General features: G+C 43.4%; 13 protein-coding genes. 9 read left to right on the top strand and 4 right to left on the bottom strand.

The window, feature by feature from the left end; translation table 11 throughout:
• Positions 1-69 precede the first annotated feature (69 nt).
• From ABIC15_RS06785 to acnA, 3 genes are all read right to left on the bottom strand, one after another.
• Entirely contained in the window at positions 70-777 is a 708-nt protein-coding gene (locus ABIC15_RS06785) for a hypothetical protein (protein ID WP_114596152.1), read from the bottom strand.
• Positions 778-985: 208 nt separating this feature from the next.
• The gene (locus tag ABIC15_RS06780; RefSeq protein ID WP_214848435.1) at positions 986-1,450 is read right to left on the bottom strand and encodes a DUF3939 domain-containing protein; all 465 of its coding nucleotides are present in this window, start codon (positions 1,448-1,450) and stop codon (positions 986-988) included.
• A gap of 66 nt (positions 1,451-1,516) precedes the next feature.
• Positions 1,517-4,240, bottom strand: coding sequence for an aconitate hydratase AcnA (acnA, locus tag ABIC15_RS06775; RefSeq protein ID WP_354020172.1), 2,724 nt, complete (start codon positions 4,238-4,240; stop codon positions 1,517-1,519).
• A 255-nt stretch (positions 4,241-4,495) separates the two neighbouring features.
• Here acnA and ABIC15_RS06770 point away from each other — a divergent pair, with 255 nt between their 5' ends.
• The 5 genes from ABIC15_RS06770 (at position 4,496) to ABIC15_RS06750 (ending at position 11,854) form a co-directional block, all read left to right on the top strand.
• Complete coding sequence (locus tag ABIC15_RS06770) at positions 4,496-4,993, top strand: hypothetical protein (RefSeq protein WP_354020170.1); 498 nt, start codon at positions 4,496-4,498, stop codon at positions 4,991-4,993.
• A gap of 348 nt (positions 4,994-5,341) precedes the next feature.
• Positions 5,342-8,215: an NERD domain-containing protein gene (locus ABIC15_RS06765; protein WP_354020168.1), complete on the top strand. Its 2,874-nt coding sequence runs from the start codon at positions 5,342-5,344 to the stop codon at positions 8,213-8,215.
• 12 nt (positions 8,216-8,227) lie between these two features.
• Positions 8,228-10,006: a DUF7017 domain-containing protein gene (locus tag ABIC15_RS06760; protein WP_214848429.1), complete on the top strand. Its 1,779-nt coding sequence runs from the start codon at positions 8,228-8,230 to the stop codon at positions 10,004-10,006.
• Between the two features lie 594 nt (positions 10,007-10,600).
• The gene (locus ABIC15_RS06755) at positions 10,601-11,485 is read left to right on the top strand and encodes a lysozyme inhibitor LprI family protein (RefSeq protein ID WP_214848427.1); all 885 of its coding nucleotides are present in this window, start codon (positions 10,601-10,603) and stop codon (positions 11,483-11,485) included.
• A 36-nt stretch (positions 11,486-11,521) separates the two neighbouring features.
• The gene (locus ABIC15_RS06750) at positions 11,522-11,854 is read left to right on the top strand and encodes an alpha/beta hydrolase (RefSeq protein WP_214848424.1); all 333 of its coding nucleotides are present in this window, start codon (positions 11,522-11,524) and stop codon (positions 11,852-11,854) included.
• An 85-nt stretch (positions 11,855-11,939) separates the two neighbouring features.
• On the opposite strand, the gene tnpB is transcribed toward ABIC15_RS06750, so the two are convergent.
• Positions 11,940-13,031: an IS200/IS605 family element RNA-guided endonuclease TnpB gene (gene tnpB / locus ABIC15_RS06745; protein WP_354020166.1), complete on the bottom strand. Its 1,092-nt coding sequence runs from the start codon at positions 13,029-13,031 to the stop codon at positions 11,940-11,942.
• A gap of 160 nt (positions 13,032-13,191) precedes the next feature.
• On the opposite strand from tnpB, the gene ABIC15_RS06740 reads away from it, so the two are divergent.
• The 4 genes from ABIC15_RS06740 (at position 13,192) to ABIC15_RS06725 (ending at position 15,882) form a co-directional block, all read left to right on the top strand.
• Positions 13,192-13,614, top strand: coding sequence for an alpha/beta hydrolase (locus ABIC15_RS06740; protein ID WP_214848419.1), 423 nt, complete (start codon positions 13,192-13,194; stop codon positions 13,612-13,614).
• A gap of 171 nt (positions 13,615-13,785) precedes the next feature.
• A complete protein-coding gene (locus ABIC15_RS06735; RefSeq protein ID WP_354020164.1) occupies positions 13,786-14,220 on the top strand; it encodes a MarR family winged helix-turn-helix transcriptional regulator in 435 nt (144 codons plus the stop codon).
• A gap of 57 nt (positions 14,221-14,277) precedes the next feature.
• Positions 14,278-15,261, top strand: coding sequence for a ring-cleaving dioxygenase (locus ABIC15_RS06730; protein ID WP_354020162.1), 984 nt, complete (start codon positions 14,278-14,280; stop codon positions 15,259-15,261).
• Between the two features lie 78 nt (positions 15,262-15,339).
• The gene (locus tag ABIC15_RS06725) at positions 15,340-15,882 is read left to right on the top strand and encodes an NADPH-dependent FMN reductase (protein ID WP_483298754.1); all 543 of its coding nucleotides are present in this window, start codon (positions 15,340-15,342) and stop codon (positions 15,880-15,882) included.
• Positions 15,883-16,247 lie beyond the last annotated feature (365 nt).

Raw genomic sequence — 16,247 nt, 5'->3', positions numbered from 1 at the left:
TTGATTCCTCCCGCTTCTCGAAAAAACCGACTGTGGTCGTCACGGTGTGACGCTCCAGTCGGTCTGTCCTCATTTAGCTTTTAACCAGTTTGGATCGAATGTATCCAGTGTCTCGATTTTTTTCATCTTGACCGAATAAAAAAGTTTTCCATTGTTACGTGACTCGGCTCCAAGTACTTTCGACCGGTCGGACGCGACATAGTAGGTCGCTTCTTCCGCATTGTCGTCCTTATCGAAGAACGATGGATACTGTTTGATCCATTCTTTCGGGACTGTGCTTGCCGGCTCTTTTTTGACGTAAACGTCAGCCGCATTTCCGGCGATATCGGCTTCGCCTTCGACTTGACCAAAGTCACCATTTTCGATGAACTTGATGATTTGTTCGTTAAAGCCGCGTGACAAGAACGGACGCGGTGCGCTGACACTCTTCGACGCTTTCGTCTCATTCAACAATTTTCCGTCGGCATCGTATTCGCGGAACATCTTCCCGTCCCAAATCGCCATCGTTCCTTTCGATGGTCCGTCGATGACTTCTGTCCGGAAGTGGCCTTTGTCATCAAAAACGACTTCATATGTCCGCGTCTCGAGAGCGTCTTCCGTCGTCGACAGTTTCTTTTCGACGTACTGAATCCGCGACATCGTGTAAAACGGTTTGACCGGAGCAGCTTTATCTTCATTAGCGGTCTGTGTCTTATTCAAAAGGTAAAAATTATAGGCAAGGAGTATCGCCATTGCCACGATTGCGACTGCAATCCATGTGCTCGTTCGTTTCGTCATGCCATGTACACCATCCTAAATTTGTCTCGTTTCATGTTAATGGTATCGGTTTTAGGCTTAGAATACAAAGGGTTTGTCCAAGATTCACGCATTTCTGAAGAAATACGTCAGACTTTTGAACAATTGATTCTGTTTCGAATCGTTCTGATCTCTTCCTTGACGAAACACAAAAGGTGAACTGCCCGTCGATCCGGCAGTCCACCTTGATTTAATCTGTTTTCGGTTCGAGTGAGACAATCATCGACTCATCGACGAGGTAATACGTTTGATGGGGCAACTCCCGTAAATAGCCTTGCTCAAACAGCTTCGCACAATCGACCTGGAACGTCTTCGAGTACGGTTTGAGGGGTAATTTCCGTTCTTTGTCAAAATACCGGTCGACCGCGACCTGAACATGATCCATTTCATAGACCGTCAAATGATCTTTCGCTTCCATGATCGTAAACGTTTCCCGTGACATATAGAAGACCTGCGTCGAGCGGGCACCGAGATAGGGCGCAAGTTGCGTTAAATCAATCCGTTGTTCTTCATCGAGCAGAATCGTCCGGTTCGTCCCTTTCGGCAACGCCAGTTCAAAATCGTGCGTCGCCCGTTTGACTTCATCGAGCGTGACGTCGCGAACCGGCAGCTCGAGTTCTTCTTTTGCTTGAAACCATTTCTTGAATCGGTTCACGGTCTCGCCCCTTTCTGCATCAAAAAAGGTGGGGTTTCCCCCACCTCAAACGTTAATGTAAACGGTTTAGTTTTGCAAGCGTTCGCGGAGAACCATTGGTAAGATTCCGCCGTGACGGTAGTAATCGATATCGACTTCCGAATCAAAACGAGCGATTGCTTCGAACTTCGTGACTTTTCCGTCTGCAGCTGTCGCTGTAACTTCGACGACGTCACGCGGACGAACCGACTCGTCGATCGCGATACTGATTGATTCTTCGCCTGTTAAGCCAAGCGATTCAGCTGATGTGCCGGCTGCGTATTGAAGCGGCAGGACACCCATCATGACGAGGTTGGAACGGTGAATCCGCTCAAAGCTCTCTGCGATGACGGCTTTGACACCAAGAAGGTTTGTCCCTTTCGCTGCCCAGTCACGTGATGAACCCATCCCGTAATCTTTACCGGCGAGGATGACAAGACCTGTACCATCTTCTTTGTACTTCATCGCAGCGTCGTACATCGCCATCGTTTCGCCTGTCGGCCAGTACGTCGTGAAGCCGCCTTCTGTACCCGGAGCGACCTGGTTACGGATCCGGATGTTCGCGAATGTTCCGCGCATCATGATCTCGTGGTTACCACGGCGTGAACCGTATGAGTTGAAGTCTTTTGGTGCGACACCTTTGCTGACAAGGTATTGTCCCGCTGGTGTCGTTTTCGAGAATGAACCGGCTGGTGAGATGTGGTCTGTCGTGACAGAATCCGCAAACTTACCGAAGACACGGAGGTCGTTTAATGCTTCGACATGACCGGCTTCTTTCGCCAAATTCTCGAAGAACGGCGGATTTTGGATGTATGTCGATTCTTCGTCGAAGTCATACTGATCGCCTGTCGGCACGTCCAGGTTGTTCCAACGTTCGTTTCCTGTGAATACCGAATCGTACTCGGCACGGAAGCTTTCCGGTGTGACGACCGTGTTGATGATCGTTTGAATCTCGTCACGTGACGGCCAGATGTCCGCGAAGAAGACTTCTTGTCCGTCTTTGCCTGTTCCGAGTGACGCGTTCATGATGTCCACGTCAACCGTTCCGGCAATCGCGTACGCGACGACGAGTGGTGGTGATGCCAAGTAGTTGGCTTTCACGAGCGGGTGAACCCGTCCTTCGAAGTTCCGGTTTCCTGAGAGGACAGACGAGACAAGCAGGTCTGATCCGAGGATCGCGTTTTCGACGGCAAGGTCAAGTGGACCCGAGTTTCCGATACATGTCGTACACCCGTAACCGACTGTGTTGAAGCCGAGTTGATCGAGGTACGGTTGAAGTCCTGATTTCTCAAGGTAATCCGTAACGACTTTTGATCCAGGAGCAAGTGATGTCTTGACGTATTTCGGAACCGTCAATCCAAGATCGATTGCTTTTTTCGCAACGAGTCCGGCACCGATCATGACGTACGGGTTCGATGTGTTCGTACAGCTCGTGATTGCTGCAATCGCGAGGTCTCCCGTACGCATCTCAACCGCTTCGTCTTTAAATTGAACGACAGCGACTTTGCTTGCTTCTTCTTCAGCAAGACCAAAACCGGCGTTTCCTTGTGGTGCTGTCAACGCTTTTTGGAATGACGTGTGCACGTCCGTCAAATCGATCCGGTCTTGTGGACGTTTTGGTCCGGCAAGGGCAGGGACGATTGTCGACAGATCAAGTTCAACCGTCTTCGTGAACGTTGGATCTTCGTTTTGCGGCGTGTAGAACAAGCCGTTTGCTTTTGAGTAGTTCTCGACTTTTTCGATCAAGTCTTCGTCACGGCCTGTCAGACGGAGGTACGTCAATGTTTCCGTATCCACCGGGAAAAATCCGCAAGTTGCGCCGTACTCAGGTGCCATGTTGGCGATTGTCGCGCGGTCAGATAATGACATCAAGTGAAGTGACGGTCCGAAGAACTCGACGAATTTACCGACAACGTTTTGCTGACGCAACATTTCCGTCACGCGAAGAGCAACGTCTGTCGCTGTTGTTCCAGGGTGCATTTCACCTGTGATGCGGACACCGATAACTTCAGGAACCGGGAAGAATGACGGTTGTCCGAGCATTCCTGCTTCTGCTTCGATTCCACCGACACCCCAACCAAGGACACCGAGTCCGTTGATCATCGTTGTATGCGAATCTGTTCCGACGAGTGTATCCGGATAAACATCAACCGAACCGTCTGCTGTTTCTTTTTCAAGAACGACAGATGCCAAGTACTCGAGGTTAACTTGGTGGACGATTCCTGTTGCAGGCGGTACAGCACGGTAGTTATCGAATGCTGTTGTGGCCCAGCGTAACAATTTGTAACGCTCTTCGTTACGTTCGAACTCAAGATCCATGTTTTCAGCGAGTGCGCCGGCAAATCCGTAAGAATCGACTTGAACCGAGTGGTCAACGACGAGATCAACAGGAACTTCCGGGTTGATGACTGATGGATCTCCACCGAGGTCCTGCATCGCTTTACGGAGTGAAGCGAGGTCGACGACAGTCGGAACGCCTGTGAAATCCTGTAAGATGACGCGTGACGGCTTGAACGGCACATCGATATCATTCGATACTTGGGCAGTTCCCCATTTCGCCAAGTTTTCGACATGCTCTTGTGTAATCGAACGACCGTCTTGTTGACGAAGGACGGATTCAAGCAGCACACGGATGGAATACGGAAGACGTTTGACTTCCGTCAGACCGAGTTCTTCCAATTTTTCAATGCTGTAATAGTTGTAATTTTTACCGTTTGCTTCAAACGAACGGCGTGCACCAAACACGTCTTGCGATGGTTGCGTTTGCTTCATGCTGATTCCCCCTTTAAGTGTTGACGACATCAAGCCCCTGATACCGCTTACTTGTACAGCTCTATCATAGTATAATATGAGCCCCGTTACAATTTGAAAGAACAAAAGACCTTCAATAAGTTTTACTTATCTCCTAATTGAGAAGCTATATCAATCATATGCTTATAACGGCACACCGTTTCTAGTTTTTAATGGTTCCGTTACGGGTACAAGTAAATTGTAGAACGACATCAGAACTTTCTGGAGGCGGAAATTATGGCACAATATAAAAATAACGAGGCAACGCACGTCGTCACGACGATTATTTTCAACGATTTGGAAAAAGCCAAAACCGGTTTTGAGATGATCAAGGATCTCGAAGCAATCAAAGAGATTGAGATGGAACAGATGGTACTCGCCGAGCGTAACGAAACGGACGGCTTCTCGTTCATCGATGCGATCGACTTCACGCAACAGGATCAATCGTTCAAAGGGTCATTAATTGGAATGGCAATCGGCGTCGTCGGTGGACCATTCGGTATGCTCGTCGGTTCCGTCGCCGGATACCTGATCGGGGCGAACCGGGACGAAAAAAACGAACGCGATTCGTTTGATCTGTTTAACCGGACACTCAACCAGATCAATCCCGACCACTACGGTGTCATCATCATCAGCGAAGTCAACGAAGACTCGGAAGCGATCAATGCGCTGGCAGCTGAACTCGGAGCAACCGTACGCCGGACCGGTGAAACGTTTACGGATGAGACGGTGTGAACTAACCATACAAGATATACATTTCGTCCCCGTTGTTTCGGGGGCTTTTTTTAGTGTCTTTAATTTGATAAATAAAAATAAATAAACTTCTGAACTCCCAACGAATACTTACTGTATTTTCAAGTATGATAGAATTATATGGATCACTTATTACTTTTATCCATTAAATTTTAGAAATATATATATATTTGTTGGGATTCAAAATTGCTGTTAAAACCATCTCATGACTTAGAGGAGATTGAATGAGTGAACGCATGGTAAAACGATGGAATATAAATGTTACAGAGAGGGTTGCCTCTTCAGTTTGGCTTTAAATTAGACGAAAATCACCTTAAAGGAGGAAGAAACGTGTTAGAAATTTTAAAAGGAAAATCAGTCAAGACCTATGAAAATGAGTTTTTCAGAAAAATCTCCGCTGAACTTTTTGAATTGTTTGAGCGAAAATCTTGGCACGGCATGTTGATTGGCATGCCGGAGTGTGTGACAAAAGAGGGTTTACAAATTGACTGTCTGCTGCTCACTCAGAATCAAATGATTGTAATTGACTTCAAAAACTATAGAGGAGTGTTGAACCTCCCCTCTCCTTTGAACTTCAAATATGGCAGATGGGTGCTAAATAAAGATGTTACCGTTAAAGGTGGCAGTGCTCCCAATCCTTACGCTCAGTTACAAAGACAGCGCGCTCGATTGATTCAAGAGCTACAGTCCCGAATCCAATCGTTTGATAAAAGTACAGTCTCGACGATGGTATGTTTTCAAGATGCGATCGAAACGATTGGTGAAATCCCACACCAATTCCAATTAGGGTTCTCAATCGCTGATCCAAACAATTATCTCAATAAAATCGTTGACATTCTTGATGTGATGGGTCATAGGAATTTGAACTATTTATCAGATTCGGCTAAACGTGTGTTTACTCAAACCGTATTTCAAGCCAATTCGTATAACTTTAACGAGGCCATAGACGTAGTGATATCAGAACCTAAACTGCAAACCTCGAATGATCGAAAGCATCAAATGAAGGAAATACATGACTTTTTATGTTCTGATCAGAAAATCATGACTGTGACAGGAAATACGAAAAGTGGAAAGACGGCGTTGATCCCACATATACGCGACTTGGCATTCGATGCAAATTATACACATGTCCCAGTCTTAGCTTACTCGAATCGGTTGAAACAAAAGATGCTACAAAGCCATCCGAACCTAGAAGAGGTTGAATCTTTATTCAGTTCAATATTTGATTTTCGTACAGAAGACAGGGACGAAAATTATAAAAAAGTTATTCCTTTGAAAATATCTCGTCCCCTCTCCACAGAAGAAAATTCAAATGGAGCTGAGATTGCTGTACAAGACAAGATTCTATACATCATTGATGACAGTCAATTGATCACAAATTCGAAGCTTCATTCCGATGATATCCAATATGGTTCTGGTCACCTATTAAATGATGTGTTGGATCATATCAATTTAGAAGGTCACCCAGATACAAAGATTATTTTTGTAGGTGATGTGAACAAACTGAGTTTTGGATCAGATATGGAAGACGCACTACAAGTGAATTACCTTCAAGCCCTTTTAAAACAACGAGATCTTATTTCAGATATAGCTCACATTGAATTGCCTGACAATAAAACCGGAAATGAGATCATTGAGGCTTGTAATCAAATTTCATCTCAGATTAAACAAGATCAATTCAATAGCTTGGTCCTATCATCGCATAACGAGATGTCTGTAAATGAAGTGGAAAATAAGGCAAAAGTGATGGAAGCAGCGTTTCAACATCCGCATGAAAAAAAGATAATAGTGTATACGAATAAAGTAGCGATGAAGATTAATCAGTGGATTAAACAACACTTCCTTAAAAACGGGGCAAAAATTGGACCGGGAGATTTGCTGATTTTCAACTCCCCTTCTCTTGCTGAACAAGAAACACATGATGATAGTGGTGTATCTCAAAATGAGCATTTTGTCTTTTCAGAAGTCAGACAGGTACATAACGGCATGTTTGGAGAAGTATTACGAATTTCTTATTCAGAAACGATAGAAAAAAACGAAATGGTGGACGACAAAAATATCGTCTTACGCTTTGTTCCTTGTGTTATTAGGCTTAGAAATGGAATCGTGATTGAAACGTTTGTGTTTGAGAATTTTTTAAATGCCGATAAAAATGAGCTTGAGCTAAATGAACAAATCGCATACCACAGGGTCTTGGCAAAACTAGAAGCAAACGCACAAGAAAAGTCGCCCTTTTCAAAAAGTCCTGAGTTTGAGGAAATGATTAGACAACCTGAAACATACGCAAAAATCGAGCGCGCTGGAAAAATACTTTATCGAGATTCATCAGATAGTCGAAAATTAACTAGCTTTGAAAAAGCATATCGACACCGCATCCTAAAAGAGTTAAATGATCCCGACTTTGAATATTTCAAAATTTTAAACGCAGCGAAGGTAAAATTTGGATGGGCTATGACAGTAAATAAAGCCATGGTTTATACATTTAATGAGGTGTTCTTTATTACAGACGAGGAGAATCGAGGACGGACGAATAAAGAATATTTCAGATGGCTCTATACGGGAATCTCGACAGCTTTGAACAAGGTGTACTTAATCAATTGGAAACCTATCTCGCCATTCATGAAGATCAACTTCTCGGACGCTCCAGAAGTTACAAGTTATAAGAAGAAACCTAAGAACATTTTTTCCTTTGCAGACGATCAACTCCTGCCAGCGGAACATTTAAGAACATATATAAACGAACGATTGTCTGGTGTAGGTGCAGTCAAAACAATCGTCTCAAGACCATATCTGGAAATGGTCACTTTAAACATAGATTCAGAAGACGTTGAAGTGCACTTTAACTACACAGGGAAGAGAGAGATCCGAAGCCCAAAATTCAAATCAGGGAGTGCAGCAGGATATGAGAAGTTACTTTCACTTTTAGCTTCTGGAGATCAGGATTTGGTAAACGATCTTGGAGTCATGAGCCCCATCTTTGAAGAACTGAGTCAATACCTTCAGCGTGCTGACATTCAATTGCGTGTGATTGACGCTCAGGATTGGAAACTGATTTTACACTTCCATAACCATCAAGAATATGTGGAAGTCCAAACATATTACAACGGGAAAGGAATGGTGAGTACATTCGATTATTTAGATGGAGATGCAGATCTCTATAAACAGGTAGTGGAACTCATTCAAAAAAGATATACGTTAACGTAATGGAGGGATAGAATGTATACGACAAAAGATTATAAAGATGATTTGTATCAAATTACGAAAACTCGCTTCGTGAAATATAAGTTGTTATTAGATTTTACGGAACGACGAGTTAGTCAAAATGACTTTATCGCGCAGTTAAAGCTAAAGAAGGAAGATAGCGAGATTAAACAGATTTTTGATGATTTAAGAGCCATATCTGAAAAAGTTCGCTTAAATGGTGGCAACCTAGACCCCGATCCGGTCGAAGAAGCAAAACACCTAAGAAAAGCAAATAAGTTTAAAGAGGCATATGTAAAAATTTTGCCTACCTTAAGGAATAATCCAAATGATGATGATACTTTAATCACGTTTGGGTGGATCATGTATGATTTTCTGAAAATCTCTGAGAATGAGATTGATCGATATCTTAATAATTTCAGAATATTGAACGATAATGCGACCATTACATTGAATAGATGGCCAGCAAACGACATAAAAAGAACATTGGTAGATTCTATATTATGGTCTATTCGGAGAGTCATCTCAAAAGATGATTCATACGCCGATAAAGTACTTCCTGAGTTTTTAAGATTTTATAGAAATGACTCTAATTTTATTGAGACAAGATATGATCCGAATGCACGTTCTGCCATGCGTTCACTTATCAAAGACATGATGAGTCATTTAAATGATTATAACTACCTCAAGTTTATGGATACTATCGGATTTGATTGGTTCGATTCAAGTGATGCGAGAGAAACTCATTTTCAGACTGAAGATGGAGATCAAAAAAAAATACCACCTTTGAAGGAATCAGTATTAAATCATTATTCAAAAAGAATATTAAAAATGGACATTCAAATTGTGACAGAGCAACGCGTTACCACTTTCTTATCTGTTTTGGAGAGAAGCATTGCTGCAAATACTTCGTTTGTTTGGCTCCCTTATCACCAAGGACGATTGTTATTAAAATTGAATCGAAAAGAAGAGGCGTTGAGCGTCATTTCTTCCTTCGGAAGAACAAAAAGTAATGAGTTTTGGGTATGGAATCTTATAAGTGAACTAGTTGAAGAGGAAGATCGGTTTAACTGCCTATGTGCAGGTTTACTTTGCAAGACAAAACCGGAAATGATTGTGGGACTGCAAGAAAAAATCATCCCGTTATTGGTACAACGTGAGATGTATTCGCATGCTAAGCGAGAGCTAGATACGTTAATCAAATCTCAACAAGCAAACCGGAAGAGCGTTTCACCAAAACTAGAAGGTTGGAAAAAAGAGAATTGGTACAAGGAAACAGAGAACGTTGACACAAGAGAACAACTAGCTGATTATGCGCAAAAAGCGAAAGACATTCTTTATCGAACACTCCCGCTTACCGATATATTTGTCACCTCCGTCAACGAAGAGAAAAGCATTGTCAATTTTAACTTCCTGTTGAACAACAAATCCGTGAGAAGCGGTTACTTCCACAGTGATTCAATTGAAGGGAATCATAATTGGAAAGGTGACGAAATATTTAAGGTAAAACTGTTCAAACATCACAGTAGACCGAATTTTTATTCGATACATGAAGTTACACAAGGTGACGAAGACTTTCGTTCGAACTTCATTCAATCCGACGTCGGATATATAGAAAAAAATAATGAGAATGCATTTGCTTTTGTCAATGATGTTTTCATTTCTCCAATCTTGGTAGATCAACATAAGTTGGAAGATGAAGATTTAATCAAGTTTGTAAAAAAAATGAGGTTTAATAAAAAGAAAAATACATGGGGTTGGTCGGTGGATGAGATAACTTCTGTAGAGAAATAGAACCTGAATATATCTTCATAAGTTTGACGAACCAACGTGCAAATCGAGACTTGGTTCGTTTTTTTTAAGAGTTTGAAACGCCCTGCTCGTTATAAAAGGAGAAAGGCTGTGTAAAGTTTCTTCAGTCAACAGGTATATCGGCTTCAGGGCCGGTAAAAATCGCTCTCTCGCGATATATTTTACCATTGTCCGCCTCTCCTGATATGCATATCAGTCTTTATTTTCAACATTAAATTGGACAATTCATGCAGTCTACTTGTTTGATTAATAATATAGCGGGCTTCATCGGTGCCAAGTCGTGTAGAAATCTGCACGTTTTCTCCCCCTCCACATTGGTTATTCAGTTCAATCCGGTCTATTTGAATATTGCAGACAAAAGCCCCTTTTACTTTACGCTCCACCGTTACTGTATTTTTCACAAAAAGACTTTGCTCCGCTCCACCCCTGATTTCTAAGAATTTGCGATAAAACACTGTATTGTTCGAAATCGATAAGTTAAAAATCAAAATAAATGAAAAAATATGGAAAAATTTCTATAAAAAAATGAATATAGCGACCGAACAAATCTATATGTACTAAATGGAGGAAACAATTATGTCTTTAAAAAAAATAATCTCTTTGTTTGGAATGATGCTCACTGCCCTTCTTTTGGCAGCTTGCAACGATTCAGCTGAAAATAATATGATTGGCAGCTGGAAAGTAGTATCCGAAAATAAAACGCTGTCTTACATTGAAGTAAGTAAAGAGAGATATACCATCCGCACAGGTGATGAAGATCCGCGAACGGCTGATTACATCATAACTGAAACCGAAGACGATTCGTTTATCTTTGATGTAATTAATCCAGAAAACGGATCAAATGAATTTTTGTTTGAAGGTCACTTCGAGAACGATGATAAAATTTCGTTGCTGAGAAACTCAAACGGACGTGATACAAAAAGCGTATTGATTCGAGTGGACAGCATCTCTGAAGAAATGAAAAAACAAGCGATTCGAGATGAGAAAGAAAAGAGGAAACAGCAAGCAAAAGAGGAGCAACTTGCCAAAGAGGAAGAAGCGGCACGACAAGAGGAAAATGAGTCTACACTTCAAGAAGAAGAACAAGAACAAAATGATGAAAGTAATATGGAGCCGACGGAAAAAACAAAGTACTTGCAAAGAGCAGATGCTCTTGATGAAAAGATACTTGCTGAAGGAAAAAAGCTGTACGAACAAGATTTACAGACCGGTTTTTATGGACAGTATTACAAAGAATGGGATAACCTGTTGAATGATATGTGGGCGGAAATCAAGACACAAAAATCTGCAGCTGAATTCGAGCTTCTAAGACAAGATCAAAGCAACTGGATTGATCAAAAAGAGAAGGGTTTTTCTGAAATTCCGGATGAACCGGCTTCTGAAAGAGCCCGGGGAATGGATTTTCTAACGTTCGAGACAAAAAACAGGGTCTATTTCTTGATTGAAAATCACTTGAAGTGAATACGAGAAAAAAGATGACACGAGGCATTTCTTTTCATGAAATTATTACCCCCGAAGCCCTTTTATTACGAAGGCGGTGAACGAGCTGTTCTGCTTTTACACTCTTTCACCAGCAATCCGAACGACATGAAAAAGCTTAGCCGCTACCTGCAACAAAATCATTACTCCTGCTATGCTCCGACACTGAGTGGACACGTTTTACCGGCAGAAGAACTTCTGAACTACGGACCAGCCGACTGGTCGCAGGATGTTCTCGACGGTTATCAGCTGTTGCAAGACAAAGGATTTGAACAAATAGCAGTTGTCGGCCTCTCACTGGGTGGTGTTCTTGCTGTGAACTACTCACCACTTATTTGCTTCGCAAATTGAAGTGGGAGCTTCTTGGGAAGACCGTACTTTTACGAGCTACGGTTATTGACCAAGCTCATCGGGTGGTTCCCACCCTGAAGGGTTCTCAGTCTGCTAACAGCAACAAGTTGATACTTGCGTTGATATCTCGATCATGATGCGCCCCGCAAGGGCATGTCCACTCGCGCACATCCAACGTTTTCTTCTCGCCTTTCGTTCCACAAGAAGAACAGATTTGCGTTGAGGCGTACCATTGGTCCGCTTTGATCAGTGTTCGTCCGTAGAATGTGCATTTATATGCCAATTGCCGAACGAACTCATACCAACTGACGTCTCCGATCGATTTGGCGATCGTATGGTTCTTCATCATGTTCTTGGACTTCAATGTCTCGACGACGATGACTTGGTTATCGTCAACCATCCGTTTCGACAGCTTATGAAGAAAATCTTGACGTTGATTTACAATCTTCTCATGCTTCTTGGCGAGGATGATCCTCGCCTTGTCTCGGTTCTTACTCCCCCTTTTTTTGCGGGACAGGGCACGTTGTGCCCTCTTGATCTTCTCTTCGGACTTTCGAAGGAAACGAGGATTTTCAACTTTCTCAGAAGTCCACTCGTCGTTTGTCATGATGGCGAAGTGTTCCAGACCAAGATCAATTCCTACTTTATTCTTAGCGGGAACCCATTGCTCTTCGGATTGATCGACAAGAATGGAGATGAAGAATTTTGAGGTCTTCGTCATCGAGACCGTAGCGGACTTGATCACACCATCGAACGAACGATGTTGCTTCAACTTCACAAAACCGATTTTAGGAATCTTCACCTTACGATCTTCGATGCGTATGCTCCCCTTCAGATTATTTGTCGTGTAAGAGGCACGGGCGTTGTGCTTCGATTTGAACTTCGGAAACCCGACAGACGGATCTCGAAAAAAGTTGTTATACGCTTTGTTCAAGTCCATCTGAGCGTTCGACAGAGACAGGCTGTCGACTTCTTTGAGGAAAGGGAATTCGGGCTTATACTTCGCCGGGGTTGGGAGCTTCTGTTTCGCGTTAGGGTTCAGTTTCGAATCTTCATACAATCGGATCCGCTCTTCGAGCATCTTATTGTAGACGAAACGGACACAACCGAACGTCTTCACGAAATATTCTTGTTGGGGTTTCGTCGGATAGAGTCGAAACTTGTACGCCTTCAGCAACGCAATCACACCTTTCCTTTTGATTCGTTACACTGATTTTATCAAACAATCTCAATATTGAAAAACAGGCCGATTCATCTCCCACCTATGCTGGGCTTCGCCCTGAGACGCTTAGAGATGGGAGAATTCTCGCTAAATTTAGTTAAAAACGGCACAGGAGTTGCAGAGCAACGGGGTAGTCACCCTGTCCGTACCGATGGATAAGGAAGCAGCCGTCCTAAAGAAACGAATCGTTTATTATGCCAAGCGCTATAAACAACTCGAAGGAAAAGAGGATCAGCAGATTGCCTCTGAAATGGCTGAACTGGATCACCTTCCTTTTGAATCGCTGACTGACTTCGAACAACTCATTAACCGGACGCGGGACCATTTAACCTCGATCGTCTCTCCTGTTTGCGTCCTGTATGGGGAATTGGATGATCCCTCATACAAGACGAGTGCCGAAACGATTTTCGAAAGCGTAGCTTCGGATCAAAAAACGATTAAAGGATTTGCGAATTCAAAACATTTAATGACGTTAGGAAAAGATATGAACGCAGTCAATCAAGACATTCTTGCGTTTTTAAATAAACTGAACTGGTGATGTATTCATCCCTTTTAAAGGCAGTCCGCACTCAACGGGCTGTCTCTTTTTGTCCTGCTGTCTAGATCTGTAATCAGACACCAATCAAAACAATTGACGCTATAGAAAACAGATGGTATATTTACCTTGAATTAAAGATATATGAATTGAAGATAAAAAGAGGTGAACGAAATGGAACAGCCGAATCCGAACTTAAAAGCACTGACGGTCATGGTCCGTGCCGTCGATGCGCTTCATGAAGTCATCAAACAGGATGTCGCGAAGTCCGGTTTAAATCCGACAGATTTTTCAGTACTCGAGTTGCTGTATCATAAAGGAAGGCAGCCGATACAGCTGATCGGGAAAAAAGTATTGATTACGAGTGGCAGCATCACCTACGTGATTGATAAGCTTGAAAAAAAGAACTATGTCGCCCGTAAAGACTGTCCGGAGGATCGGCGTGTGACATTTGCGGAACTCACCCCAAACGGTCAAAACTTGATGGACACGATTTTCCCGGAACATGAACAAGCCATTAATCAGGTTTTCCAAGGGATTGATCAAGCAGAAATCGAATCTTTTATTAAGACCGCTAAAAAAATAGGCTATCAAGCACAAAATCATTAAAATTTTTCAACTATATATCTCGAATTCGAGATAATAACGATTAAGGGAGCGATTTAGATGAATGAATTAAAAGGAATCCACCACGTCACGGCCATCACAAGCAGTGCCGAGAAAAACTATGAGTTCTTCACAAACGTCTTAGGCATGCGTTTGGTCAAGAAAACTGTTAACCAGGACGATATTCAGACCTATCATTTATTCTTCGCCGACGATAAAGGATCAGCCGGCACTGATATGACTTTCTTTGATTTTCCGGGCATCCCACAAGGAACACACGGCACAAACGAAATTTACAAAACCGCTTTCCGCGTACCGACGGACGATGCACTTAACTACTGGATCAAACGGTTTGATAAATATGACGTCAAACATCGCGGCATCAAAGAACAATTCGGAAAGAAAACCCTCTCGTTCGTTGATTTCGATGACCAGCAGTACATGCTGATTTCAGATGAGCATAACGCAGGCATCGCTTCCGGAACGCCGTGGCAAAACGGTCCCGTTCCACTGGAATTCGCCATCACCGGCTTAGGTCCGATCCACATCCGGATTGCCGAATTTGACCGGTTAAAAGACGTCCTGGAAAAAGCGATGCTGATGCGGGAAATCGACAAATCCGGATCCCTGCATCTGTTTGAAATGGGCGAAGGCGGCAACGGTGCGCAAGTCATCGTCGAACATAACCTTCTCCTTCCGAGCGGACGCCAAGGATTCGGAACCGTCCATCACGTGGCGTTCCGGGTCGAAGATACAGCCGCTTTAAATGAATGGATCGAACGGATGCAAAACTTACAATTCAATACATCGGGCTACGTCGATCGTTTCTTCTTCGAATCCTTGTATGCACGTGTCGCGCGCGGCGTCCTGTTCGAATGGGCAACAGACGGTCCCGGTTTCATGGGAGACGAGCCGTATGAAACGGTCGGCGAAAAATTATCGTTACCCCCATTCCTCGAACCACAACGTCAACAAATCGAGCAAATGGTCCGCCCGATCGATACCGTCCGCAGCACACGCAAGATCGAAAAAGAATATTTGTAATCCGGAGGGATCATCTTGAATCTATTCAGTAAACTATTTGGTTCAAAGGAAACACCACCATTAGAGGAGGAAACGAACATGACACCATTAAACATCGGGATTATCCTGGGATCCACACGTGAAGGCCGCTTAAGCCCGCAGGTCGGAAACTGGGTCAAAGAACTGGCGGACAAACGTGGGGACGCCAACTATACGATCATTGACATTACTGACTACAAATTACCGTTGCTCGGTGAAAAAGACGGCGATGCTTCCGGTGCCGCCGCCTGGTCTGAAGCCATTGCTGCACAAGACGGTTTTGTGTTCATCACACAGGAATACAACCATTCAATTGCCGCTGCCTTAAAAAATGCCCTCGATTACCTTCGTGTTGAGTGGAACAACAAAGCTGCCGGTATCGTCTCGTATGGTTCGGTCGGCGGTGCCCGGGCAGCAGAACATTTACGCGGGATTTTAGGCGAATTGTTGATTGCCGACGTCCGGGTCCACCCTGCTCTTTCACTGTTCACTGACTTTGAGAATGGAGCGGTGTTAAAAGCAGCTCCCGTTCAAGCAGACTCCGTCAACCAAATGCTCGACCAGGTCATTCCTTGGGCCAGTGCTTTAAAAACGATTCGTTGATCATTCAATCGCGTCTGATGATACTGAAGAGTGTTTGAATAGAGATTTAAAAAAATTAAACTGTCGGACTATAAAAAACATCGATATATCTTCTTTGAACTGAGCCCTAGAGTTTGGACAGTTTAATAAAAGCACCCTTAACGTATTAAGCTGCTATGAGATGGCTTCGGTATTGTACCGAAGCCATCTCAGACTGAAGACAAAGTAGTGGTTTTTCTCTTGATCGAGAAGAACCGCTTTTTTGTTCGCTTCGAATCGTTTTCCTGGGACAAGCATCGCGCCGCATCGCTTCGCTGCTGGGTCGCTCCTGCTTGTTTTTCCCTAGGAAGCGATTTCGAGCGAACAAACGCTTTTTCTTTCATACT

The sequence above is a fragment of the Exiguobacterium sp. PvP048 genome, from assembly GCF_040549175.1.
Taxonomy (GTDB): domain Bacteria; phylum Bacillota; class Bacilli; order Exiguobacteriales; family Exiguobacteriaceae; genus Exiguobacterium_A; species Exiguobacterium_A artemiae.
This window is presented reverse-complemented; position numbering and strand designations above follow the sequence as displayed.

Coding starts and splice junctions, on each gene's coding strand:
- ABIC15_RS06785 (WP_114596152.1), bottom strand. CDS start 777: ATGACGAAACGAACGAGCACATGGATTGCAGTCGCAATCGTGGCAATG.
- acnA (WP_354020172.1), bottom strand. CDS start 4,240: ATGAAGCAAACGCAACCATCGCAAGACGTGTTTGGTGCACGCCGTTCG.
- ABIC15_RS06770 (WP_354020170.1), top strand. CDS start 4,496: ATGGCACAATATAAAAATAACGAGGCAACGCACGTCGTCACGACGATT.
- ABIC15_RS06760 (WP_214848429.1), top strand. CDS start 8,228: ATGTATACGACAAAAGATTATAAAGATGATTTGTATCAAATTACGAAA.
- ABIC15_RS06755 (WP_214848427.1), top strand. CDS start 10,601: ATGTCTTTAAAAAAAATAATCTCTTTGTTTGGAATGATGCTCACTGCC.
- ABIC15_RS06750 (WP_214848424.1), top strand. CDS start 11,522: ATGAAATTATTACCCCCGAAGCCCTTTTATTACGAAGGCGGTGAACGA.
- ABIC15_RS06735 (WP_354020164.1), top strand. CDS start 13,786: ATGGAACAGCCGAATCCGAACTTAAAAGCACTGACGGTCATGGTCCGT.
- ABIC15_RS06730 (WP_354020162.1), top strand. CDS start 14,278: ATGAATGAATTAAAAGGAATCCACCACGTCACGGCCATCACAAGCAGT.
- ABIC15_RS06725 (WP_483298754.1), top strand. CDS start 15,340: ATGACACCATTAAACATCGGGATTATCCTGGGATCCACACGTGAAGGC.